Annotated in this window: 21 protein-coding genes and 1 other RNA gene; 12 read left to right on the top strand and 10 right to left on the bottom strand. The window is 35.1% G+C overall.

Translation table 11 applies throughout. From position 1 onward, the window contains the following. Positions 1–10 precede the first annotated feature (10 nt). From mdoH to J4T76_RS01715, 11 genes are all read left to right on the top strand, one after another. On the top strand, positions 11–2,368 hold the full coding sequence (gene mdoH, locus J4T76_RS01665) for a glucans biosynthesis glucosyltransferase MdoH (RefSeq protein WP_267354439.1): 2,358 nt from the start codon (positions 11–13) through the stop codon (positions 2,366–2,368). 66 nt (positions 2,369–2,434) lie between these two features. Next, a complete protein-coding gene (gene epmA / locus J4T76_RS01670) occupies positions 2,435–3,409 on the top strand; it encodes an elongation factor P--(R)-beta-lysine ligase (RefSeq protein WP_267339396.1) in 975 nt (324 codons plus the stop codon). A gap of 2 nt (positions 3,410–3,411) precedes the next feature. Next, positions 3,412–4,758, top strand: coding sequence for a DNA recombination protein RmuC (rmuC, locus tag J4T76_RS01675; RefSeq protein WP_267339397.1), 1,347 nt, complete (start codon positions 3,412–3,414; stop codon positions 4,756–4,758). Positions 4,759–4,909: 151 nt separating this feature from the next. Next, positions 4,910–5,155, top strand: coding sequence for an exodeoxyribonuclease VII small subunit (xseB, locus tag J4T76_RS01680; protein ID WP_267339398.1), 246 nt, complete (start codon positions 4,910–4,912; stop codon positions 5,153–5,155). After that, positions 5,148–6,017, top strand: coding sequence for a (2E,6E)-farnesyl diphosphate synthase (gene ispA, locus J4T76_RS01685; protein ID WP_267339399.1), 870 nt, complete (start codon positions 5,148–5,150; stop codon positions 6,015–6,017). Before xseB ends, ispA begins: the two co-directional genes overlap by 8 nt. A 15-nt stretch (positions 6,018–6,032) precedes the next feature. Next, positions 6,033–7,895 (top strand): 1-deoxy-D-xylulose-5-phosphate synthase, encoded by a 1,863-nt coding sequence (gene dxs / locus J4T76_RS01690; protein ID WP_416380332.1) that lies wholly within the window; start codon positions 6,033–6,035, stop codon positions 7,893–7,895. A 7-nt stretch (positions 7,896–7,902) separates the two neighbouring features. Further along, the gene (gene zapA / locus J4T76_RS01695) at positions 7,903–8,187 is read left to right on the top strand and encodes a cell division protein ZapA (protein WP_267339401.1); all 285 of its coding nucleotides are present in this window, start codon (positions 7,903–7,905) and stop codon (positions 8,185–8,187) included. 65 nt (positions 8,188–8,252) lie between these two features. Continuing rightward, positions 8,253–8,434, top strand: a non-coding RNA gene (gene ssrS / locus J4T76_RS01700) — 6S RNA. A gap of 32 nt (positions 8,435–8,466) precedes the next feature. Further along, positions 8,467–9,012 (top strand): 5-formyltetrahydrofolate cyclo-ligase, encoded by a 546-nt coding sequence (locus J4T76_RS01705; RefSeq protein ID WP_267339402.1) that lies wholly within the window; start codon positions 8,467–8,469, stop codon positions 9,010–9,012. 336 nt (positions 9,013–9,348) lie between these two features. Further along, a complete protein-coding gene (locus J4T76_RS01710; RefSeq protein ID WP_267355717.1) occupies positions 9,349–10,812 on the top strand; it encodes a catalase in 1,464 nt (487 codons plus the stop codon). A gap of 571 nt (positions 10,813–11,383) precedes the next feature. Further along, positions 11,384–11,551 carry a hypothetical protein gene (locus J4T76_RS01715; RefSeq protein WP_267345253.1) on the top strand — a complete coding sequence of 56 codons (168 nt, stop codon included), beginning with the start codon at positions 11,384–11,386 and terminating at the stop codon, positions 11,549–11,551. A 151-nt stretch (positions 11,552–11,702) separates the two neighbouring features. On the opposite strand, the gene J4T76_RS01720 is transcribed toward J4T76_RS01715, so the two are convergent. The 3 genes from J4T76_RS01720 to rnr are packed head-to-tail and all read right to left on the bottom strand — an operon-like array spanning position 11,703 to position 15,547. Then, positions 11,703–12,317, bottom strand: a complete 615-nt coding sequence (locus J4T76_RS01720; RefSeq protein WP_267345252.1) for a hypothetical protein — start codon at positions 12,315–12,317, stop codon at positions 11,703–11,705. Between the two features lie 14 nt (positions 12,318–12,331). Further along, positions 12,332–13,084, bottom strand: a complete 753-nt coding sequence (gene rlmB, locus J4T76_RS01725) for a 23S rRNA (guanosine(2251)-2'-O)-methyltransferase RlmB (protein ID WP_267339406.1) — start codon at positions 13,082–13,084, stop codon at positions 12,332–12,334. Then, on the bottom strand, positions 13,085–15,547 hold the full coding sequence (gene rnr, locus J4T76_RS01730; protein WP_267339407.1) for a ribonuclease R: 2,463 nt from the start codon (positions 15,545–15,547) through the stop codon (positions 13,085–13,087). Positions 15,548–15,905: 358 nt separating this feature from the next. Here rnr and J4T76_RS01735 point away from each other — a divergent pair, with 358 nt between their 5' ends. Continuing rightward, positions 15,906–16,244, top strand: a complete 339-nt coding sequence (locus tag J4T76_RS01735; protein WP_267339408.1) for a hypothetical protein — start codon at positions 15,906–15,908, stop codon at positions 16,242–16,244. Positions 16,245–16,342: 98 nt separating this feature from the next. Here the strand turns inward: J4T76_RS01735 and purD are convergent, their stop codons facing one another. From purD to J4T76_RS01770, 7 genes are all read right to left on the bottom strand, one after another. Then, on the bottom strand, positions 16,343–17,641 hold the full coding sequence (gene purD / locus J4T76_RS01740) for a phosphoribosylamine--glycine ligase (RefSeq protein WP_267345249.1): 1,299 nt from the start codon (positions 17,639–17,641) through the stop codon (positions 16,343–16,345). Positions 17,642–17,721: 80 nt separating this feature from the next. After that, the gene (purH, locus tag J4T76_RS01745; protein WP_267355719.1) at positions 17,722–19,314 is read right to left on the bottom strand and encodes a bifunctional phosphoribosylaminoimidazolecarboxamide formyltransferase/IMP cyclohydrolase; all 1,593 of its coding nucleotides are present in this window, start codon (positions 19,312–19,314) and stop codon (positions 17,722–17,724) included. Between the two features lie 607 nt (positions 19,315–19,921). After that, positions 19,922–20,827 (bottom strand): GTPase Era, encoded by a 906-nt coding sequence (gene era / locus J4T76_RS01750; protein WP_267355721.1) that lies wholly within the window; start codon positions 20,825–20,827, stop codon positions 19,922–19,924. Continuing rightward, positions 20,824–21,501, bottom strand: coding sequence for a ribonuclease III (gene rnc / locus J4T76_RS01755; protein ID WP_416380331.1), 678 nt, complete (start codon positions 21,499–21,501; stop codon positions 20,824–20,826). The genes era and rnc overlap by 4 nt, the downstream gene beginning before the upstream one ends. Before the next feature lie 8 nt (positions 21,502–21,509). Further along, positions 21,510–22,514, bottom strand: a complete 1,005-nt coding sequence (gene lepB / locus J4T76_RS01760; RefSeq protein ID WP_267345246.1) for a signal peptidase I — start codon at positions 22,512–22,514, stop codon at positions 21,510–21,512. A gap of 19 nt (positions 22,515–22,533) precedes the next feature. Continuing rightward, entirely contained in the window at positions 22,534–24,330 is a 1,797-nt protein-coding gene (gene lepA, locus J4T76_RS01765) for a translation elongation factor 4 (protein ID WP_267339414.1), read from the bottom strand. Positions 24,331–24,483: 153 nt separating this feature from the next. Next, the gene (locus tag J4T76_RS01770; RefSeq protein ID WP_267339415.1) at positions 24,484–25,467 is read right to left on the bottom strand and encodes a MucB/RseB C-terminal domain-containing protein; all 984 of its coding nucleotides are present in this window, start codon (positions 25,465–25,467) and stop codon (positions 24,484–24,486) included. Positions 25,468–25,470 lie beyond the last annotated feature (3 nt).

Below are 25,470 nucleotides of genomic sequence, written 5' to 3' on the forward strand. Positions count from 1 at the left end.
AGATAACATAATGAAAAAAGATTACTTTGCTACACTTTCTGGCGCTGATGATTGGCGTCAGAAATTAAAAAACAATGAAATTGCACCAAATGATACTGAATTTCTGAAATATCGCCTAAATCAAATTGGCGATACATCAAATTACATTGATGAAAGAAATCAGCAACCCAGTTACCCTAAAGTTGAACGAGTTTCGATTCAACCACAAACATGGAATAAACGCTATAAAGCTAATTTCAAAGATAAAGTTAATCTCATTGCGGTTATCCGTCGCTTAATAATGTTTGCACTAATTGTGATTCAAACCTATTTCGGAACGACTTATCTATCGACATTATTGCCTTATCAAAGTTGGGAAAAAATCAATTTTATGGCTAATTGGGTAAATAATCCTAAATTAGCCATATATAGCATCATTCCATATATTATACAAGGGTTTATTATTTTTCTGTTTGCTATTTTGTTTGCCTGGATTTCAATAGGCTTTTGGACCAGTATTATGGGACTGATTTTAGCTGTAATAAAAAAAGACCGTTATACTATTGAGATCCCAAAAGATGCAACGAAACACATTGATGCGAAACATCGTACAGCATTAGTTATGCCAATTTGTAATGAAGATGTAGCACGAGTTTTTGCGGGATTACAAGCAACCTATCAATCTTTAGTTGAAACCGAGCATGCTGATTACTGTGATTTTTATATTTTAAGCGATACGAATGATCCCGATCTTTATGTAAATGAATTAAAAGCATGGTCAGATTTTAATGCTCAAAAGGAGAATAACGGATGTAATATTTTTTACCGACATCGTAAACGTCGAGTAAAACGTAAAAGTGGTAATATCGATGACTTCTGTCGACGCTGGGGACATTTATATGAATATATGTTGATACTTGACGCTGACAGCATCATGACGGGTGATTGTATTTTAAAGATGATTGCCATGATGGAAATGACACCTAAAGCGGGCATATTACAGTCACCGCCGAAATCAGTTAGAATGAAGACACTGTATGGTCGAATCCAACAATTTGCCAATCAGATTTACAGTGATATCTTTTGTGCTGGTACTCACTTTTGGCAACTCAGCGAAGCTCAGTATTGGGGACACAATGCCATGATTCGCTTAAAACCTTTTATTGAACACTGTATTTTATCCCCACTTCAAGAACGTAAAGGACCAATTCACATTTTGTCTCATGACCTTGTTGAAGCTACATTGATGAGACGCGCTGGCTATGGAGTTTGGATCGCCTATAATATGAATGGAAGTTACGAAGAACTACCAGGCAATATGATAGAAGATCTTAAACGAGATAACCGTTGGTGTATGGGTAACTTAATTAATTTAAAATTGCTTTTTAAAAGTGGGATCACTTTAACTCATAGAGTAATGTTTTTAACTAGTGGGATGGCTTATATTTCATCTTTATTGTGGTTAATATTTTTATTCTTTTCAACGCTTCTTCTATTAGTTTTTAACTTATCCGATCAACAATATTTTTTCCAACCTAATCAATTTTATCCGACATGGCCAAGATGGGATGAAAATTTAGCATTACAATTGTTATCTACAACGATGGTATTATTATTTGCACCAAAATTCTTTAGTTATGGCATTATCATCGCTCGCACAGGAGCTAAAGATGTGGGTGGCATTTTTAAACTTACCCTATCGATATTTATCGAAATGTTATGGTCGATGATATTAGCCCCAATACGTATGATATTCCACAGTAAATTTGTGGTTAAAGCATGGTTAGGCAGCAAAATTCAATGGAAGTCACCTTCAAGAAACGACGATGCCCTAACATGGGGAGAGTCTTTTTATTTTTGTTGGCCTCTTTCTTTATTAGGCATTGTTTGGCTTGGTGTGATTATTTGGTTAAATCCTCAGTTTACTTATTGGTATATCGCTATTCTAATTCCACTGACTATTTCGCCTTTAGTGATCAGAGTTTCAGGATTATCAAGTATTGGAATAAAAGCCCAAAAACTCGGTCTATTTTTAACTCCAGAAGAAACTCATCCTACGAAAGTCGTAACCAATACGGGAAAATGTCTAGTTAAAACAGAAGCGAATATTGTTGAACACGGTTTTATCATGGCTTTAGTTGATCCCATTTACAATGCTTTAGCTTGCGCATTGTCTACTTCTCGTCATTTACCAAACATAAAAATTGAGCAAAGACGTCTTGAGATAATTGAGCAACTCAAACAAGTTGATTTAGAAAAAATCAATAAAGAACAACAATTAACAATTTTAGAAGACCCAATAATTCTTTCTGAATTACATCAGCATATTTGGCAACAGCAAGAAAAGTACGACAATTTATTCACTTTATGGCAAAATGAACGTCAATAATAAAAAATAGGGCTTAAGCCCTATTTTTCTTTTTCAGTAATTTATCAAAATCCATGGATATTTTTTATGACTTGGCAACCTTCCGCATCTATCAATAATCTACTTAAGCGCGCAAAAATTATTTCACAAATACGACAATTTTTTACCGATCGATGCATATTGGAAGTCGAAACGCCAACTTTAAGCCAATATGCTGTTACTGATGTGCATTTAAGTTCTTTCTCTACTACTTTTTTTAGACCCGGTGAATTCGATCAACAACTTGGGCGAAAGATGTCATTAATTACTAGCCCTGAATATCACATGAAGCGTTTATTAGCTGCGGGCAGTGGTCCAATCTATCAGATATGCAAATGTTTTCGCAATCATGAAGAGATCAGCGATTTTCATAATCCTGAATTTACTATGCTCGAATGGTATCGAATTCAGTTTGATATGATGCAAATGATCAATGAAGTTGATGATCTATTACAAACAATTTTGGATTGTGAACCAGCGGAACGTATCTCTTATCAAAAAGCGTTTCAACGTCATCTTAATATTGATCCCTTAGAGGCTGATTATGCAACATTAGTGAACACTATTAATCAGTTAAATATTGGAATTAAAACAGAAGAGTTCGATAAAGATGGTTTATTGCAATGTTTATTTACTTTTGGTGTAGAGCCACATATTGGTCATGATAAACCGATTGCCGTGTATAACTTCCCTGCTTCACAAGCAGCATTAGCTGCAATTAACAGCGAAGATCATCGTGTTGCTGGTCGCTTTGAATTTTATTACAAAGGTGTAGAGCTTGCGAATGGTTTTAAAGAATTAACAAATCCACAAGAACAAAGGCTGCGTTTTGAACAAAACAATCAAGATAGGCTCAATCTTAATCTACCTCAACAAGAGATCGATATTGAGCTATTAGCTGCAATGGAAAATGGTCTACCTGACTGTGCCGGAGTGGCAGTAGGTTTAGATCGTTTGATCATGTTAGCGCTTGATTCAATGAAACTTGATGATGTAATTTCATTTACCTTTGAAAGGGCCTAGCGATGATAAGTCATTTAGGACTAATTGAGTGGATCGCCATTGTGCTTGGATTAGTATCCTTAATTCTCTTAATTTTATTGATTAAATCACTGCTGGTTATTAGTAATTCAAATCAACTATTTAATTTACAACTTTCTCAGTTAAAACAAGAGAATCAAACATTAACTAATGAAGTAAATCAGCTTGAAAGTGAATTAAACGAACATCGACAACAAAATATCGAACAATTTGCTACTATTAGTGAACTAAAAACACGTTTAGAAGAAACGCGTAATGCAGCTCATGAACGCCAGACAGTACTAGAGCAAAGTGAACAACGACTTACCACTCAGTTTGAAAATTTAGCGAATCGTATATTTGAGCACAGCGGTAAAAAAATTGAACAACAAAATAAACAAAGCCTTAATTTCTTATTATCGCCATTAAAGGAACAATTAGAAAGCTTTAAAAAGCAAGTCCAAGATAGTTTTGGCGAAGAAGCAAAAGAACGCCATACGCTTACTTATGAGATCCGTAATTTACAGCAATTAAATCAACAAATGACTAAAGAGGCATCCAATCTTACTAACGCTTTAAAAAGTAACAATAAGATCCAAGGAAATTGGGGAGAGTTTATACTTAGTCAAATACTTGATAATTCCGGTTTAAGATTGGGTCATGAATATGATACTCAGGTTAATTTAACCAATGAAAATAACCAACGTCTTCAGCCTGATGTCATCGTACATCTACCTCAAGGGAGAGATGTGGTTATTGATTCTAAAGTGACGTTGGTTGCCTATGAACGTTATTTTAATAATGACGAAGAATTCATAAAAAGCAAAGCATTATCCGATCATTTAACTGCGGTACGTAACCATCTAAAGCAACTTAGTCAAAAAGATTATCATAAGTTAATTGGTATTAATTCTTTAGACTATATATTAATGTTTATTCCAGTAGAACCGGCATTTTTATGTGCCATTGATCATGATCCATCATTAATCAATGATGCACTCAAAAATAACATTATGATTGTCAGCCCAACCACCCTTTTGGTTGCCTTACGCACGATTCATAATTTGTGGCGTTATGAGCACCAAAATCGTAATGCTGAGCTAATTGCAGATAAAGCAAGTAAATTGTATGATAAAGTCCGCGGTTTTGTGGAAGATATGGAAAATCTAGGTAATACCCTTGATAAAGCTCAACAAACTTATCAAAATTCTATTAATAAACTATCCAAAGGTCGCGGTAATATTATAGGTCAAATTGAGCAATTTAGAGAATTAGGAGTTGAAGTTAAAAAACCTATTAATCCAGACATAGCATCATTTTCTGTAGATAATCTTAACAAAAATAAAGATTAATGATTTACCGTGATGGCTAACCAATGAAATCAACCTTGTTGATTTTTTGTCAAGAAGTTTCAGGTAGTGCATATGTTTGAGTATAAAAAACATCTTAATTCACTTTACTGAAAATACGTGTATACTCATTTTGTACAACAAGGAATAAAATATGGCTAAAAAACAAGTTACTGAACCAAGTTTTGAAGAGACCCTTAAACAACTTGAAATCATCGTTGCACAATTAGAAAATGGCGATTTACCATTAGACGAAGCATTGAATGAGTTTGAAAAAGGTGTTAAATTAGCTAAATCGGGTCAAAAGCAATTACAACAAGCGGAACAACGCATTCAGATATTATTATCTGAAAATAGTGATGCAGAACTATCTGAATTTTTAACCGATAATAATGAATAATTTAAAACCATTACAAGAGCGGATTAATACGTTCTTAGCGACATATATTACTCAGTTCCCTTCTTCTAAATTGCAACAAGCTATGAGTTATAGCTTGTTAGCCGGCGGTAAGCGAATTCGTCCAATACTGGTCTATTTAACTGGACAAATGTTCAATTGTCCGTTATCAAGATTAGATGAGGCTGCTGCTGCAATTGAGATGATACATACTTATTCATTAATTCATGACGATTTACCTGCAATGGATAATGATAACCTTCGACGCGGAAAACCTACATGTCATATTCAATATGGACATGCTGAAGCGATACTTGCTGGTGATGCATTACAATCATTAGCTTTTAGCTTATTATCTGAAAGCCAATATCTGAATAATCAAGTTAAAATTGATATGATTGCTGAACTTGCTAATGCTAGTGGGTTAACGGGTATGTGCTTAGGACAGTCTCTTGATTTGCAAGCAGAGCACCAAACTATTACCTTGGAACATTTACAAAAGATCCACAACTACAAAACTGGGGTATTAATTAAAACAGCGGTTCGATTAGGTGCGTTTGCCAGTGGCGAGATAAGCAAACCATATTATCCCTTGCTTGATAGTTATGCTCAAGCAATTGGACTTGCCTTCCAAATACAGGATGATATTTTAGATGTTATTGGTGAACAAGCTATTATGGGCAAACCTAAAGGCTCCGATATTATCCATGAAAAAAGTACTTACCCTGCTTTATTAGGTCTACAAGCAGCTATAGACATGACAAAACAGTTATACGATCAGGCTATCGATAGTCTCAATCAAATACCTTATAATAGCCAACAACTACAAGATCTTGCTAGTTTTATTATAAATCGAAATAGTTAACATAATGGCTTAATGATAAAAATGAATTTGGATAATTATCCCTTATTAAAAAAAATTAATTTCCCAGAGGATTTGCGGTGTTATCCTCAATCTCAACTGCCTGAAATTTGTCGTGAACTAAGGCAATTTTTGTTAAATTGTGTGAGTAAATCCAGTGGACATTTAGCATCAGGACTGGGGGTGGTTGAATTAACAGTAGCACTGCATTATGTTTACCACACTCCTTTTGACAAAATTATTTGGGATGTTGGCCATCAAGCTTATCCTCATAAAATTTTAACTGGTCGGCGTGATCAAATGCTCACAATACGGCAAAAAGGTGGACTTCATCCATTTCCACACCGTAATGAAAGCGAATATGATGTTTTAACAACAGGTCATTCTTCGACTTCTATCAGTGCCGCATTAGGTATTGCTATTAGTGAGCAAAAAAAACAATCTGGGCAGAAGGTAGTGGCAATTATTGGTGATGGTGCCCTTACCGCTGGTATGGCTTTTGAAGCAATGAATCATGCTGGGCATATTAAACCCAACATGTTAGTTATTGTTAACGATAATGATATGTCAATTTCAGAAAATACTGGTGCACTTAATCAACATTTAGCTCAAATACTATCAAGTAAAACCTACACCGCTTTCCGTGAAAGCGGCAAACGAGTGCTTGCTAATATTCCACCATTGAAAGAACTATTAAAAAAAACCGAAGAACATTTAAAAGGCTTAATGACGCCGGCAATTTTATTTGAAGAACTTGGCTTTAATTATATTGGTCCTGTTGATGGACATGATGTTGAAAGTTTGGTAACCACTTTACAAAAAGTTCGGCAATTAAAAGGCCCACAATTGCTTCATGTTATTACTCAAAAAGGTAAAGGTTATGCACCAGCAGAACAAAATCCAACTTTGTGGCACGGTGTACCGAAATTTAATCCTAATGATGGAATATTGCCAGCAGCTAACCAAATTACACCAACCTATTCACAAGTTTTTGGTGATTGGTTATGTGAAATGGCACGCCATGATAAACAACTAATGGCTATCACTCCAGCAATGAGCGAAGGTTCAGGTATGACTAAGTTTGCCAATCTTTATCCTGATCAGTTTTTTGATGTGGCCATCGCTGAGCAACATGCAGTGACGCTTGCTGCTGGTTTTGCTATTAGTGGTTTAAAACCGGTCGTTGCAATTTATTCAACTTTTTTACAACGTGCTTATGATCAAGTTATTCATGATGTTGCCATTCAGAACTTACCAATTTTATTTGCTATAGACAGAGCCGGTATTGTTGGTGCTGATGGTGAAACCCACCAAGGGTCATTTGATCTAAGCTTCATGCGTTGCATACCTAATTTTGTCATAATGACGCCAAGTGATGAAAATGAGTGCCGACAAATGCTTTATACAGGTTATTTGCATAATGGTCCTGTAGCTGTGCGATATCCTCGCGGTGAAGGTAAAGGTGTGCAATTAGAGCCACTAGCAACCATACCAATTGGAAAATCAAAATTATGCATCGAAGGTGAAAATATAGCTTTACTCAATTTTGGCACATTACTACCTGAAGTTTTACAGGCTGGTAAAAAAATTAATGCTACAGTCATAGATATGCGTTTTGTTAAACCATTAGATGAAAAAGTCCTTTTGCACATTAGCCAAACTCATAATATACTTGTCACTGTAGAAGAAAATAGCATTAAAGGCGGTGCAGGAAGTGGCGTCTGTGAATTTTTATTATCTAAAAAAATAAAATGTGATATTTTAAATATTGGATTACCAGATAAGTTTATTCCTCAAGGATCTCAAAATGAGATAAGAAAAGAGATGGGATTAAACGGTGAACACATTATAGAAAAAATTAATGAATTTATAAATCAATAGGTTAAATATGGAAACTCAAGCTGTCACTATTCAAATTTTTGGACGTACATTAAAATTCAATTGTCCGGTTGATGAAGTTGACGCACTAACCAATGCTGCAAAAGATTTGGATGAGCGATTATCTCATTTGCGTGAAAAATCTCCACAAATAGGTAGTGAACAACTAATCATGACCGCAGCGCTTAATATTTCTTATGAATTAACAAAGGAAAAAGAAAAAAGTAACGAATTTAGCCATAGACTAAAAATGCTGCAACAATTGCTTGATTCTGCTTTGAATACCAACAATTAATGTTTTTATTTGTAAATTTGATAAAAACCTCCTTGTATCATTTGTTAAATTCTGTAATATTATATGCATCTCTGGGATGTTCGCGATGTGGGTTAGTCCCCTGAGCCGATATTCTTTATATTAGAACGATGTGACTTTTGATTGGTGTGTATGCCTTACTCGTAAGGAAACCTAAAAATCGAAACATGTTGTTCACCTTGAACCTTGGGTTCAAGGGTTACGACCCTAAACGACATCTTGGAGTGTTTTTATCTTGTTTTATTCTCACAGTGATAACTGATGAATATTAGACAGACTATACGCCAAAAAAGACGTCAACTCTCTCCAATTGAACGCGTTAATGCGCAGCATGCTATTTATCAACAAATCCTCCAACACCAAGATATAAAATTAGCCCAAAATATAGCTATATTCCTATCAGTTGATGGTGAAGTCGATACTAAATCAATTATAGAATATTTATGGCAACAAAATAAATCTGTCTATTTACCCGTTATACATCCATTTGTTTCTACGCATTTACTTTTTTTAAAATATACCCCACAAACCTCTTTAATTAAAAATAAATTCAATATACTGCAACCAACTCTAAATGTTCTTAATGTATTACCTCATCATAAATTAGATATCATTTTTACGCCACTGGTTGCTTTTGATGAAAGAGGATATCGTATAGGTATGGGCGGAGGATTTTATGACCGTATGTTAGCGAATTATCAAAGCCAGAAAATTTTGCCTATCGGCCTAGCTTTTGCCTGCCAAAAAGTACCACATATTGATAACCAACCATGGGATATCAAGCTTCCCGAAATCATCTACGCTTAATCTTATCGAAAAGTAATATTGCCAATAATTTAGCAAAACAGAGCATTATTATGCCTAGTTTTCTGATATAATTATCAGCATGAACCAATTGCATTACTATTAGCTGTAAAACTGAGAGAATGAATTTGTGACACCATTATCGACAATTTGAAGCTAGTTTTTTAACTTGGTTTGTTGGTTTAATTCGTTATCTCACTATGCATATTTTTTTATTTCTGCGCTTTTAACACGCATTACCGTTCCAGTTTTTTGTTTTAGTAACGTTATATTCAGATCTCAATTAGGTAAGTAATTAGTTTACTTACAACGTTTATATAATAAAAAAGGAGTATTGCAATGTCAGAAAAAAAAGTCTTAACCACCAATAATGGGGCACCTATCTCCGATAATCAAAACTCACGCACGGCAGGTCCACGTGGTCCAGTTTTGATTGATGATTTTCAACTCATCGAAAAACTTGCTCAATTTAACCGCGAGAACATTCCGGAGCGCCGTGTACATGCTAAAGGCTCAGGCGCACATGGAACTTTTACGGTCACCAAAGATATTACCCAATATTCATATGCCAGTATTTTCGCCAATGTTGGCAAACAAACTCCAGTATTTGCTCGATTTTCAACTGTGGGAGGGGAAAGAGGCTCATCTGATACGGCTCGAGATCCGCGTGGATTTTCGATAAAATTCTACACCGATCAAGGTAACTGGGATATTGTCGGCAATAATACACCTGTGTTTTTTATTCGTGATGCACTCAAATTTCCGGATTTTATTCATACCCAAAAACGCGATCCGAAAACCAACTTAAAAGATCCACAAATGATGTGGGACTTTTGGTCTTTATCACCGGAATCATTGCATCAAGTCACTATTTTATTTTCTGACCGTGGAATTCCAGATGGTTATCGTCATATGCATGGTTTTGGTAGCCATACTTATAGTCTTATCAATAAAGATGGTATACGAACTTGGGTTAAATGGCATTTTAGAACTGAACAAGGCATTAAAAATATTCATCCAAAAGTTGCTGCTGAAATGGATGGTACTCATCCCGATTCAGCACAAGAAGATTTATTTAAGGCAATTGAACGAGGTGATTATCCAAAATGGCGACTTTATATGCAAGTAATGACCGAAGAACAGGCCAATAATCATCCCGAGAATCCATTTGATGTCACTAAAGTTTGGTCACAAAAACAGTATCCCTTAATGGAAGTAGGTGTGATGGAACTTAACCGTAATCCAGAAAACTATTTTGCCGAAGTTGAACAAGCGGCATTTGAGCCAAGTAATATCGTACCGGGTGTTGGTTTATCACCAGATAAGATGTTACAAGGACGAGTTTTTGCTTACGCCGATGCGCACCGCTATCGTATAGGTACCAATTATCAGCAGTTACCAATTAATGCGCCAAAATGTCCAGTTCACAATTATCAACGTGACGGTTCAATGCGTTTTTACAGTGTAGATAATGCACCTAATTATGAACCTAACAGCATCGATAGTGCACCAAAACAACAACCACAATATGCCGAACCACCAATGCATGTACCACCAACGGATGCTATGGATAGGTATGATCATAGGGTCGATAATGATTACTATTCACAACCGAGAGCTTTGTTCAATTTAATGCATCCCGATCAAAAACAGTTGCTTATTGACAATATTGTCGGCTCAATGAAAAGTGTTGATCGCGATATTCAAATTAGACAACTTCAACACTTCTATAAAGTTCATCCTGATTATGGTTCAGGTATTGCTAAAGGATTAGGTATTGATGTTGATTTAATCAAAAGTTAATGCATCAAATAATAATACCGGCTAAATTTAGCCGGTATTATTTTATTAGGTAATATGAGTCAATTTAACTCCGCTGATTAATAGTCAATATAACTGATTGTTATGGCGAAGACGACATGAGTGAAAATATTTATTTTAATGATAATTAAACAACCAATACCTTTGGTATTTTCCTTTTTAAAGAAGTGACAAATCCAAATAGTATTGGTAAATACAAGAAAGGTAATTTATTTCAATTAAGGAAAATAAAATAGCGCTGCAAAGGTTTGTAGAATTTATTAATTCTGATGATGTACAATTATCCTAAGAAGTAATATCTGAAGATGAAATATTTTATGCCCAACAAGCTCAGATACATTAAAAGAATCCACAGACTACGTATAAATTCTCAATATAATGCGAACAACATTCATTGATATTCAGTGGAAATTAGAGCAAGTTGTTGCAGAACAAATTAGCGTTTTGTTTATGGTTTAAAATAGTTGGACAGGGAGACAAAGCAATTGACAGCAACAAATCAAATTGACGTGTATCCTTAAAAAAGTGAAATAGATATCCCTAATAGTGCATTATGAACTTACTGTTTTTGTGCTTGTGTGGCATTGATGATAAAACCTTTATTACGACTATTGAAATTACGGGTATACATCTTTTTTGTAAAAAAGCATCAATTTTATTGCGTACTGTTCGTACACTAATTTGGAAATTTATCGATAGCATTTCGACCGTTAAAGAATAGTCAATTGAAATAAATTTGCTACCTAGTTGGTATTTTTGCAAATACAAATTGCAAAATTTATAGAGTGGGAATTTTTAAACAAAGGGAATAAAAGAAGCAAAAAATGAATCCTATCTAAAGGATTCATTTAATTATTTTTATAAAAATACCATTAACTATGTTTGTTTCGTTTTTGGATAGCAGTTATTAATGGACGATGACATTTGTAGATCATATCTGACGGAATCATAATCAGTTCAGCAATAGGTACTGCCCAGTTTGGGATTTCGGTGTTATCAAAATTTTTTTCATCAATAGATACATCCACGGCATAACGTTCAGTTTTAGCAAATAATTGTTGTTTTTTTGCAATATCATTGTCATCTGCATCACAAAGCATTCGACAATTATCCAATACTGTTTGGGCAAAAACTTCTGGCCAATTTTCGGGTACATTTTTTAACGTAACTAATTCAGAAAGGTACCGAAGCATGTCACGAAATAATAACAAATAGACCATTTGTAAATTGCGACCTGATAAATTGGCGAGTTGTTCATCGGTTAATTGATCATTTATAACACTTGGCCCCCATTTAAAAAACAAGGTATCCTTATACAAATTGATAATCGGTCTGATGGCTTTGTATTGTGTTCTTACTACATTATCAATTTCGCGTGAAATTTGGATAGTAGGATAACCAACATTATTACGACCATGAAGATCTCGCCCTGAAAGCGCAGAAATTTCTTTTTTGATTGGTAATAGTTTTTTAAGCAATCCTAGCATATTACTCCTACTTACTATTTGTTCTTCTGGCGCACAATTTCAAATAAACAAACACCTGTCGCGACCGATACATTAAGCGAAGAGACAATACCTGACATTGGAATACTCACTAATTCGTCACAATGTTCTTTTGTTAAACGACGCATTCCCTCACCTTCTGCCCCCATAACCAAAGCTAATGACGTCGGGGTCGATGATTGATAAAATTCAGTTTGATAAAGTGTTCTATCAGCTTCACCAGCGGTACCAACAATCCAAACTTGGTATTCATCTTGTAGCATCCGCATGGTGCGGGCTAAATTTGTTACTCTCACAACTGGAATGCTTTCTGCTGCACCACAGGCTACTTTTTGAGCAGTAGAATTAAGAGGTGCTGAGCGATCTTTTGGAACGATAATAAAACTTACACCTGCTGCGTCGGCAGTACGAATACATGCCCCTAAATTATGAGGATCAGTCACGCCATCCAAAATTAAGATAACAGGATTGGATTGCTGCTCCATCAGTAGTGGAATGTCATTTTCTTGATAACCACGATTTGGTTTAACCATAGCTAAAATGCCTTGGTGAACACCATTTTTGGTTTTTTCATCCAACCACTGACGATTCGCTATTTTAACTGGCAATCCCAGTTGTTCTAATTGATGAACAAGGGCAATTAGACGTTTATCTTCACGCCCTTTAATAATAAATACCTCAATAATTCTTTCCGGTGAGCGCGCTAATAATGCTTCAATAGCGTGCATACCATAAACTGTTTCACTCATTTATTTGCTACTCTTTGTCTTTTTATTCGTAATTTTTTTACTGGTCGATTTTAATGTACTGTTTTTCTTTGTTCTCTTTTTATTTTTGGATTTAGCTTTAGTTTTTACTATCGCTTTTGGTTTCCCGTTGCTTTTTGTTTTATTTTCAGCTTTAGTGCTAGCATTATCGCTTCTTTTTTTACTGGATGATTTTTTAGCTTTTCGTTTAATTGGTAAATCTGCACTTAAATCAATTTTATCCTGTTTAGTTTTATCTTTAGCTGTTTTACCTTGACGTTTCGGCTTATTATTACTGCCTACTAACGAAAAATCAATTTTACGTTCTTCAGGGTTCACATTATCGACTTTAATCTGTACTTTATCGCCCAAACGATATATGAAACGAGTATTTTCGCCAATTAAGCGATTGCGTGAGCCATCAAAATTATAATAATCATTTTCAAGTGAAGAGACATGAACCAAACCGTCAATAAACAAATCATCCAAACGAACAAAGAATCCAAAATTAACGACGCTTGAAATTGTTCCATTAAACACTTCTCCAAGATGATCTTGCATGTAATCACATTTGAGCCAGTCCACTACATCACGCACGGCTTCATCAGCTCGTCGTTCAGTCATTGAACAGTGTTCACCAAAGTAAAGCATTTCACTAGTATTATAACGATAACCACCAGTTTTACTGGTTTTATGATTTTGGTCAGCCAAGATCCATTTAATAGCTCGATGTAACAGTAAATCGGGATAACGACGAATAGGCGAAGTAAAGTGTGCATACTCTTCCAGCGCCAAACCAAAGTGGCCTCGATTTTCTGGATCATAAATAGCTTGTTTCATTGATCGTAAAATAACAGTTTGTAGCATTTCATGATCTGAACGCTTTTCAACAGCAACCATTAACTCTGCAATATCTTTTGGTTTAGGATTTGGACCACCACCAAGGGACAACCCTAGTTCACTTAAAATACTGCGCAGATTATTCATGCGCTCTTCATCAGGTTTATCATGTACTCGGAATAAAGACGGAACATCCGCTTTAATGACGAATTTTGCAGCAGCTACATTCGCTAAAATCATACACTCTTCAATAATTTTATGAGCGACATTACGTTGAGTCAGTTCAATGCTTTCAATACGTTTATCAGCATTAAAAATGAATTTTGGCTCTTCGGACTCAAAACCTATCGCACCGCGTGCAATACGAGCTTTATCTAGTACATTATAAAGACCTTGCAAGTTTTTAAGGTGTGGCACTAAATCACGATAATGTTCAAGCAATTCTTTATCACCATCTAAAATTTTGGCTACTTTGCTATAAGTCAATCTTGCATGAGAATTCATCACGGCTTCGTAAAACTCAAAACCAGTTAGACGACCTTTATTTGACACCGTCATTTCGCACACCAAACATAAGCGATCAACTTGCGGATTTAATGAACAAAGCCCATTAGATAACACTTCTGGCAACATAGGAATCACACGAGAGGGGAAATAGACTGATGTACCGCGTAAGCATGCTTCTGTATCTAAAGCCTTACCTGGTCGGACGTAATAACTCACATCCGCAATAGCAACCCATAAACGATAGCCTCCACCACGATTTTTTTGGCAATAAACAGCATCATCAAAATCACGGGCGTCTTCGCCATCAATGGTAACTAAAGGTAATTCGCGCAAATCCTTACGGCCTTTTTTGGCGTTTTCTGGAACTTGCTCAGTAAATTTGCTGGTCTCTATTATCACTGTTTTAGGTAATTCATAAGGAATTTCGTGATTACGAAGCGCAATATCAATAGCAAGGTTGGTTCCCATAATTTCACCAAGCACTTCTTTAATGGTCCCTACCGCTTTCTGACGACGCTCAGGACGTTGCTGTAATTCAACAACCACTACTGATCCCATACGCACAGTACGATGCGCTTTACCAACAATTAATATATCAAAATTCAACCGACTGTCATCCGGCACGACAAAGCCAACACCTTGTTCAATAAAATATCGTCCAACGATAAAATTACTGCGAGGTTCTAAAATTCGCACTACACGTGCTTCAATTTTACCACGATGTTGCGTCCCCATTGGTTGAGCTAAGATCACATCACCTTGTAACACTTTTTTCATCTGTTCGGGTGATAAAAAATAATCTTCTGGAGTACCTTCTACTCGCAAAAAACCGAAGCCATCACGGTGTGCAATTACACTCCCTTTAACCATATCGAACTTTTCAGGTAAGGCATAACATTTGCGACGGGTAAATACAACTTGTCCGTCACGTTCCATCGCTCGAAGACGACGATGTAAAGCTACTTTTTGCTCATCGTCTTTTATTGAAACAGCTTGGGCAATCTTTTCTAAATTTGCAGGTTTCGCTTCTTGTTTAAGATAATCTAAAATAAGTTCACGACTGGCAATTGGAGAATCATACTTTTCTGATTCTCTATCAAAGAAAGGATCTTTTATCATAAATAACATCCTGTGATCTAATATTATTGCTAGCATAACACAGAGTGATATAACTTAAAATGAACATTCAATTTATCAACAACAATCAGGGAAATCTTAATTTATTTTTAATTTTTATTAATGAATTATTAATATTGGTAAACACAAAAAGCTGATGTTAAGATTTAGTCAATTCTACACCAACAGCAATCGAGCATTTATAGGTTAATTTACGTTTATCAATCAAATGATACCAATATGCTATATATCGACTTAATATTGATATAAAATATAATGTTAAATAGCTATAACTTAGCTAGGAATGTCAAAAATCAAGCAATACGGATAAACATGAAAAAAACAATTGTTTGTATTTTAAATGATTCTTTGGACTTTTGTAATATTACCTGGTGGGTTAGTTGCGGGTCTTGTAAACTATTCAGCAGAAAGCTGGCTTGATATGTTCACTTTTGAGCAATTAAGGTTTGCTTTTTTTAGCCTTATTTTATCAGTTATCACTGTATTTATATTATTTTTTTGGAATAAACAGCTCGATAATTGGTCTAAATATTTATTTATCTCTATCTTTTTATGCATTTTAGCTTCGTATTTACCTATTTTTTCACCTCCTGTTGCCTATTTTATTAGAGCCTATGGTATTTATAATATCATTGTTTTAGGAGCAACTTTAGCCGTTCTGTCTCTGTTTAGTTATTAAAAAAGTTGGTATTTTCATTAACTTTCAAATTTCTCATCAAGGTTATTGTTAATGCTAAGGCGTTCTCGAACGCCTTGACCCATTAAATTTAGATGATATTACTGTCTATGATCGAGTTTTTCACGTTCAATAGCTCGATAACCAATATCATGACGATAAAAGCAACCGTGCCAACGTATATTATTCACTTGCTGATAGGCACGTTGTTGAGCATCTAATACTGTATTTCCTAAAGCGGTAACACATAATACGCGTCCTCCATTAGTAAATACTTGCCCTTTTTCAAAACTGGTACCGGCATGAAATACTTTGCAATCTAAGGAGGATTCGGTTGGTAATCCAATGATTTCATCTTGCGTATTATAGTCGCCTGGGTAACCGCCTGCGGCCATTACAATACCGAGTGCAGGTCTAGGATCCCATTTTGATTTTACGGTATCTAATTTACCATCAACGGCAGCTAAACATAATTTGATTAAATCTGATTGCAAACGCATCATGATCGGTTGGGTTTCTGGATCACCAAAGCGACAGTTAAATTCTATAACCTTGGGATTTCCCTCTTTATCAATCATCAAACCAGCATATAAAAATCCAACATACACATTACCTTCTTGTGCCATACCATTGACGGTTGGATAAATGATTTGATTCATGATGTTAGCAAAAACCTCATCGGTCACAACCGGTGCTGGGGAATATGCTCCCATACCACCAGTATTAAGGCCAGTATCACCATCACCAACGCGTTTATGATCTTGACTAGTTGCCATTGGTTCGACATGTTTGCCATCAACCATAACAATGAAGCTGGCTTCTTCACCTTCTAAAAACTCCTCAATAACCACACGATGCCCAGCATCACCGAAAGCATTACCAGCCAACATATCTTTTACAGCAGCTTCAGCTTCTTCAAGTGTCATCGCCACAATAACACCTTTACCCGCAGCTAAACCATCCGCTTTAATCACAATTGGTGCGCCTTTCTCATGTATATAAGCAAGAGCTGGTTCGACTTCAGTAAAATTCTGATATTCAGCGGTAGGGATGTTATGTCGTGCTAAAAAATCTTTTGTAAAGGCTTTCGAACCTTCAAGTTGTGATGCCGATTTTGTTGGACCAAAGATTTTTAATCCCGCCTTTTGAAAACTGTCAACAACGCCAATAACTAAAGGTGCTTCAGGACCAACAATGGTAAGATCAATTTGTTCTTGCTGAGCAAAATTTAATAATCCACTAACGTCCGTGGCTTTAATATTAATATTTTCCAGACCTGATTCAAGTGCAGTCCCTGCATTTCCAGGAGCGACAAAGACTTTAGATACTAATGGAGACTGTGCTATTTTCCAAGCTAACGCATGTTCACGCCCACCATTACCAATCACTAATACTTTCATAAAAGATCCTTTATATGCTTCTTCCTTAAGAAGATAACCAATGTAATTTTAATAAAGATAAAACAAACTTAAAAAATGCATTAATGCCTAAAATGACGCATGTTGGTAAAAATCATCGCAATATCATGTTCATTCGCAGCTTGGATAACCTCTTCATCACGAATCGATCCTCCTGGTTGAATTACGCAAGTTACCCCCGCAGCCGCAGCTGCATCAACACCATCACGGAATGGAAAAAATGCATCAGAAGCAACGACAGAACCAGCAACTTCCAGATTTTCATCTTGTGCTTTCATTCCTGCAATTTTAGCGGAGTACACACGACTCATTTGCCCTGCACCAATACCAATGGTCATTTTATTTTTTGCATAAACAATCGCGTTCGATTTTACAAATTTAGCCACTTTCCAACAAAATAGTGAATCTGAAAGCTCTTGCTCAGTTGGCTGTCGCTTGGTGACTACTGTTAGTTGTTCGGGTGAAATCATATCCATATCACGCGATTGCACTAACAAACCTCCAGTAACGCGCTTGAAGTCCAAGCTGGCTAATGACGACGTTGACCATTTACCACATTCAAGCACACGCACATTTTTTTTAGTTTGTGTAACAGCCAACGCATCAGTACTGATTGACGGTGCAATAATCACTTCAACAAATTGTTTATCAATGATTGTCTGAGCAGTCTTAGCATCCAACTGTCGATTAAAAGCAATAATTCCACCAAAGGCAGAAGTTGGATCGGTTTTAAAGGCATTAAGATAGGCATTTAAAATATTATTACTTACAGCAACACCGCATGGGTTAGCGTGTTTAACAATTATGCAAGCTGGTTCATCAAAGGATTTCACACATTCTAGCGCTGCATCCGTATCAGCAATATTATTGTAAGATAATTCTTTGCCTTGTAGCTGTTTAGCTGTAGCAATAGAAGCTTGTTCAAAATTTTCTTCAATATAAAAAGCTGCCTTTTGATGAGCATTCTCACCATATCGCAAATCTTGTTTTTTAACAAATTGAAGATTTAAGGTTCGTGGAAACTTTCCTGCTGGCTTTTCGGTTTCACCATAATATGGGGGAACCAATTTGCCAAAATAGTTGGCAATCATACCATCATATTTAGCAGTATATTCAAATGCTTTTATTGCTAAGTTATATCGATATTTAAAAGATAAACAATTTTGTTGTTCATCCAACATATCAATGATTGTACTATAGTCCCGACAATCTACTACAATAGCGACATCTTTGTTGTTTTTTGCAGCGGAGCGTACCATCGTTGGTCCACCAATATCAATATTTTCTATCGCTTCTTCTAAAGTACAATTAGCGTTGGCAACTGTTTTTTCAAAAGGATATAAATTTACAACGACCATATCTATAGCGTCGATATGATGTTGCTGCATGACTTGATCATCTATTCCTCGACGCCCCAAAATGCCGCCATGTATTTTGGGATGTAAAGTTTTGACGCGTCCATCCATCATTTCTGGAAAACCCGTATAATCGGACACTTCAATGACTGGAATATGGTGGTCGATTAATAATTTGGCGGTGCCACCAGTAGAAAGGAGTTCAATATTTCTTTTTGATAATGCTTTGGCGAATTCAATAATACCCGTTTTATCAGAAACACTAAGTAAAGCACGGCGAATAGGACGAAACTGCTGCATGAAAAACTCCGAAATTTATATTCTAAATCCAAGTCTGTAAGTGGATATTATATATAAAATCAGAAACGATGTTTAGTATTAACTCCTTAAAAAAAATCGAAACATTTGAATTATATTATTTTCATAGGCAAGAATTATAAAAATAACCTGTCTTATTTATGATTACCTTATTATTAACCTGCAAAATTTACATAATGAAATGTATCTACGAATGATCCATTTAGTGGGGAAAATGCTAATGACAAAGAATATAATGCTGTTATCTAGGAAAAATTGCCTCTATGACTATAATCACTTGTACTTTTAATATTGGCAGAAATCCGATAAGTACGATTAAATAAGCTTAATTATCGTAAACATGGTAATCATGCTATTATAAACAAATTAACGATATAATAAAAAATACCCTTCAAACTATGGCTGAATTTTTAGTTAAGTTTTACTATTAAGAATGGAGATTAACCCATTAAATTAGGTTTTCGAATAGAGAGATTAAGTTTATTGATTAAAATTTTTTAGAAATAAATATTAAAAAACACAACGTTTAAGAATAGCTATTAATAAAAAATCAGGCAAAATATTTACCTGATTTTTTACTAAATTTCAATTAATCATCACTATATCCTAAGCTACGTAACGCGCGCTCATCATCGGCCCAGCCAGCTTTAACTTTGACCCAAAGTTCCAAATGTACTTTGTTATCAAAAAATGACTGCATATCCTTACGGGCTTCTATACCGATTTTTTTTATTTTTTCACCTTTGTTGCCGATAACCATTTTCTTCTGACCATCTCTTTCAACTAATATTAACCCGTTAATACGATACATTCCATTGCGTTCATCAACTTTAAATTGCTCAATTTCAACAGTCACAGAGTATGGTAATTCATCACCTAAAAAACGCATTAACTTTTCACGAATGATTTCGGACGCCATAAAACGTTGAGATCGATCGGTAATATACTCTTCAGGAAAATGATGTTCGCCTTCTGGCAAATGTTCTTTAACAATTTTTCTTATAATGTCAATGCCATCACCTTTTTCAGCGCTAATTGGCACTACATCAACAAAATTAACTTTTTGGCTAATTTCTTGAATATGTGGTAATAGTTGAGTTTTATCGATAACGTTGTCAATTTTATTGATAACCAACAATACTGGGCATTTGCAATCTTTAAGTTTGTTGGCAACCATTTCATCGTCATCATTCCAATGGGTTCCTTCAACAACAAAGATAACTAATTCGACATCACCAATTGAACTGCTTGCAGCACGATTCATTAAGCGATTAATAGCTCTTTTTTCTTCAATATGTAAGCCCGGAGTATCAATATAAATAACTTGATCATTATCTTGAGTATCAATACCAACAATACGGTGGCGCGTAGTTTGCGCTTTACGCGATGTTATAGAAACTTTCTGGCCTAGTAGTCGATTTAATAATGTTGATTTACCCACATTTGGTCGACCTACTATGGCGACAAATCCACAATGTTGTGTTGCTTTTGTCATTTTATACCTAATTGATTAAGTGCTTCTTGAGCAGCAGCTTGCTCGGCTTTGCGACGGCTTAGACCTCGCCCTAAATATTCACGACTATCATTCTCAAGTTTACATTGAATTAAGAATTCTTGCTCATGATTATCACCCGTTACTTCGAGAATTAAATAACATGGGCGCTCACAATGAATGCCTTGTAAATATTCTTGTAAACGTGTTTTGGCATCTTTTTGTTTAATACCTGGTTGAATCTGATTCAATCGAGTTTGATACCAAGTCAAAATTAAGCGTCGTACAGTTTCGATATTGCTATCTAAATAAATGGCACCAATAATGGCTTCAACCGCATCGGAAATGATCGAGTCGCGACGAAAACCGCCACTTTTTAATTCACCTTGACCAAGGATAAGATAATCACCTAATTTAAATTCTTTACCCATTTCAGCCAGTGTTTGCCCACAAACAAGTGTAGCGCGCATTTGACTCAAATCGCCTTCATCTTGTTTGACAAAACGTTCATACAGTTCATTAGCAATCACAAAACTTAAAATTGAATCACCTAAAAACTCTAAACGTTCATTATGCAATTTGTTAGCACTTCGATGAGTCAGTGCTAATTCTAATAAGGATAAATTATTAAATTGGTAACCAACTGATTGTTGTATTTGACTAAATTTTTTCATTATCATTACAATTAATGTATACCACCAATACGGCTAAATCGAATGCCTGTTGGCCATTCATCTGGTTGTTTCTCGAAACTGATCCAAATTGCTGTCGCACGACCAACAAAATTCTGCTCAGGTACAAAGCCAAAATAACGACTATCACCACTATTATCTCGATTATCACCCATCATGAAATAGTGATCTTTCGGTACTACCCATGTAGCAATTGGTTGACCATTTTGGCGATAGAAATATTTAGGATCCTCATGTGAACCTTGGGTGGTTAAAATTTCATGAGGTTTATCACCTAACGTTTCTTGTTGCATATTCATATTAAGTGATACAACAGATTGAGAATTTACAATCCCTTTATCAGCATACTGCTCTAATGTATAAAAATTCGGATTTGTTTTAAACTCTTGATGAACTTCTTTCCAATTGCTTGGTTGTGGTTGCGTATAATGTAAGTCCAATGGTTCAGATTTTTGTCCATCAATACAATTAGTTTCATCAGTTTGACAGGCAGGATAAATCAATATTTTCTTCTCTTTAACAAGATAGACAATTTTATCTCCTGGCATTCCAACGACGCGTTTAATAAGGTCCATTTGAGGTATGTTTGGATGTTTAAATACAGCAACATCCCCCCGTTTAGGATGACCTGTCGAGATTAATACTGTATTAGTAATAGGATCTCTTAATCCATAAGAATACTTTTGAACTGCAATAAAGTCTCCAATAAGCAAAGTTTGCATCATTGAACCTGAAGGTATTTGAAAAGGTTCGAATAAAAATGAACGAATGACAAATACAACAAATAAAACAGGGAAAAACGATGCGATACTTTCAACCCAACCTTTAGGTTTACCGACTTCAGCAAGTATTTTTCCATCAATTTCGCCGTTATGTTGCTTACGAACTTCTTCAACTTTTTGTTGTCTTGCTGGTTTCCATCTAAATTTCTCTAGAAACCAGAAGATTGCAGTAATCAATGTAGCTACTGTTAATATGATGGCAAATATTCCAGCCATTTTTTACCTCTTTAACTGATTAATCTTTTCCCACATGTAAAATAGCCAAAAACGCTTCTTGCGGTAATTCAACGTTACCAACTTGTTTCATGCGTTTTTTACCTTCTTTTTGCTTCTGTAACAGTTTCTTTTTACGGCTAACATCACCACCATAGCATTTGGCTAATACGTTTTTACGTAATTGTTTAACCGTTGAACGAGCAATAACATGATTACCAATAGCAGCCTGAATAGCAATATCAAACTGCTGACGAGGAATAAGGTCTTTCATTTTTTCTACTAATTCTCGTCCACGATAAGGTGCATTATCTTTATGTGTAATTAATGCTAATGCATCAACACGTTCACCATTAATTAATACATCTAATCGCACCATATCAGCAGCTTGGAATCGTTTAAAACTGTAATCCAATGAAGCATAACCGCGAGAAGTTGATTTTAATTTATCAAAAAAGTCTAAAACCACTTCTGTCATTGGAATTTCATAAGTCAATGCAACTTGATTACCGTGATAGACCATATTTGTTTGCACACCACGTTTTTCAACACATAACGTAATTACATTACCTAAATAGTTTTGTGGAACCAATATATTACATTCAGCAATTGGTTCTCGTAATTCTTGAATATTATTTACTGCTGGAAGTTTAGCTGGACTATCCACGTATATAATTTCATTAGAAGTCGTTAATACTTCATAAACTACTGTTGGCGCTGTCGTGATGAGATCTAGATTATATTCTCGTTCTAGACGCTCTTGTATGATCTCCATATGTAATAAGCCAAGGAAACCACAACGAAAACCAAATCCTAAAGCGCCAGAATTTTCTGGCTCATAAAATAATGATGCGTCATTCAAACTTAATTTGCCCAGAGCATCTCGGAAAGCTTCATAATCATCTGAGCTTGTTGGAAACAAACCAGCATAAACTTGCGGTTTGACTTTTTTAAAACCAGGTAATGGTTTATCTGCTGGCCTTTTAGCTGAAGTTAAAGTATCACCTACTGGCGCACCTAAAATATCTTTGATGGCACAAACCACCCAGCCAACTTCACCACAATTTAAAGTATCTTTATCAACTTGTTTAGGCGTAAAAATACCTAGACGATCGACATTATAAGTCATACCTGTACTCATAACTTTAATTTTATCGCCTTTGTGTAATTCGCCATTTTTAATACGAATTAAAGACACAACCCCTAAATAATTATCAAACCATGAGTCAATAATTAGTGCTTGTAGTGGTGCATTGGAATCCCCTTCCGGTGGAGGAATATCTTTTACTAATTGCTCCAATACATCTGCCACGCCCAGTCCTGTTTTAGCAGAGCAACGAACTGCATTACTTGCATCAATACCTACAATATCTTCAATTTCTTCAGCCACGCGTTCAGGTTCTGCCGCAGGTAAATCAATTTTATTGAGTACTGGAACAACTTCTAAATTCATATCTAAAGCAGTATAACAATTTGCAAGGGTTTGCGCTTCAACTCCTTGGCCAGCATCAACAACTAATAATGCACCTTCACAGGCTGCAAGTGAACGAGAAACTTCATAAGAAAAGTCTACATGTCCAGGGGTATCAATAAAATTCAGCTGATAGGTTTGACCATCATTTGCATGATAATCTAACGTAACACTTTGAGCTTTTATTGTAATACCACGTTCACGTTCCAGATCCATTGAATCAAGAACCTGCGCTTCCATTTCACGATCAGAAAGCCCTCCACAAATTTGGATAATACGATCTGAAAGTGTTGATTTACCATGGTCAATATGAGCAATGATTGAAAAATTGCGGATATTTTTATTCATATCAATAAATTATATTTTATGTTTTAGTTATATACTCTTAATTATCCGAAATGTTATTACAAAAAATAACAGGTTAGATAATCATGAAAAATAGGAAAGGAACATTTTACACATTAATAACCGCAAAGCATAGTGTTATCGAAAGTTTTGCGATTATTTCTCCACAATATTTTGGGCAATACGCTCAATAGTAACTTTAGGCAGATTACCAATAATAATAATATTTTTATTATTAATATTTGTCGAAAATATAGTACGATCGCCTTGCATAATAAGCTGATTTGATTGATTTGATTGATCTGAAGACACATTAACAGTAAATGAAAAAACTCCATCAGAAAACAATTTAGTGGCGATATCAGAATTATAAAAATTAACATTATAAGCAGCAATTTCTTTAAATCCTTTAGGTAACCATGCTAAACGCCAAACTTCAAGTATGTTATTTTGTTTTTCAATTGATAATAAAATAGGATAAGTACGGCTATCTATATATTCTTTGATCGTTTTTGGTTCAAAATTTTCATTTAAATCAACTACTTTTTGTTGGCTAATGATTTCACCACTTTGATCAAGTAGGTCAATTCGAAGAGGTAAAAAATTTTCATCATCAATCCAAATAATATAGCTATAACGATCTTTATCTTTAGCAATGATTTTAACCAATTGGACACTATGATTTGCTGTTCTGGTTTTACCTAACAAAATGAAATCATAAACATCAACTAATTGACTAAAATCATTATAAATAACATCAGGAAAGGCTTCTGTGATGCGTGAGCTAGTAATTGAAAAAGAGGCACTATCCGGTTGAAAATAACTTGTTACACCATTGTGCAAAATGATTTCTTTTGCTGGACCTTCAAGATAAAGTAATTGCGCTTTGATATTATCTTGCTTTTCAGAACCTAAATGAGAATATTCATAAGTGGTAACATATTGATCTTTATCTTGAGAAAGAAAATGAATTTGATATGTGCTGGTTTTGACAGCTTTGTGCATATTATTTAGTAATTGTAACGCTTTTTCGGTATCTTCCGCATAGGAAGTGAAAGTAAACAGCATCAACAGCAAAGTAATGATAAATTTAATACTCTGCTTAAATTTAAATGTATTTAAATAAAATGAACAATTCATAAA

It is taken from the genome of Gilliamella sp. B3022 (assembly GCF_028751545.1).
In the GTDB taxonomy this organism is placed as follows: Bacteria; Pseudomonadota; Gammaproteobacteria; order Enterobacterales; family Orbaceae; genus Gilliamella.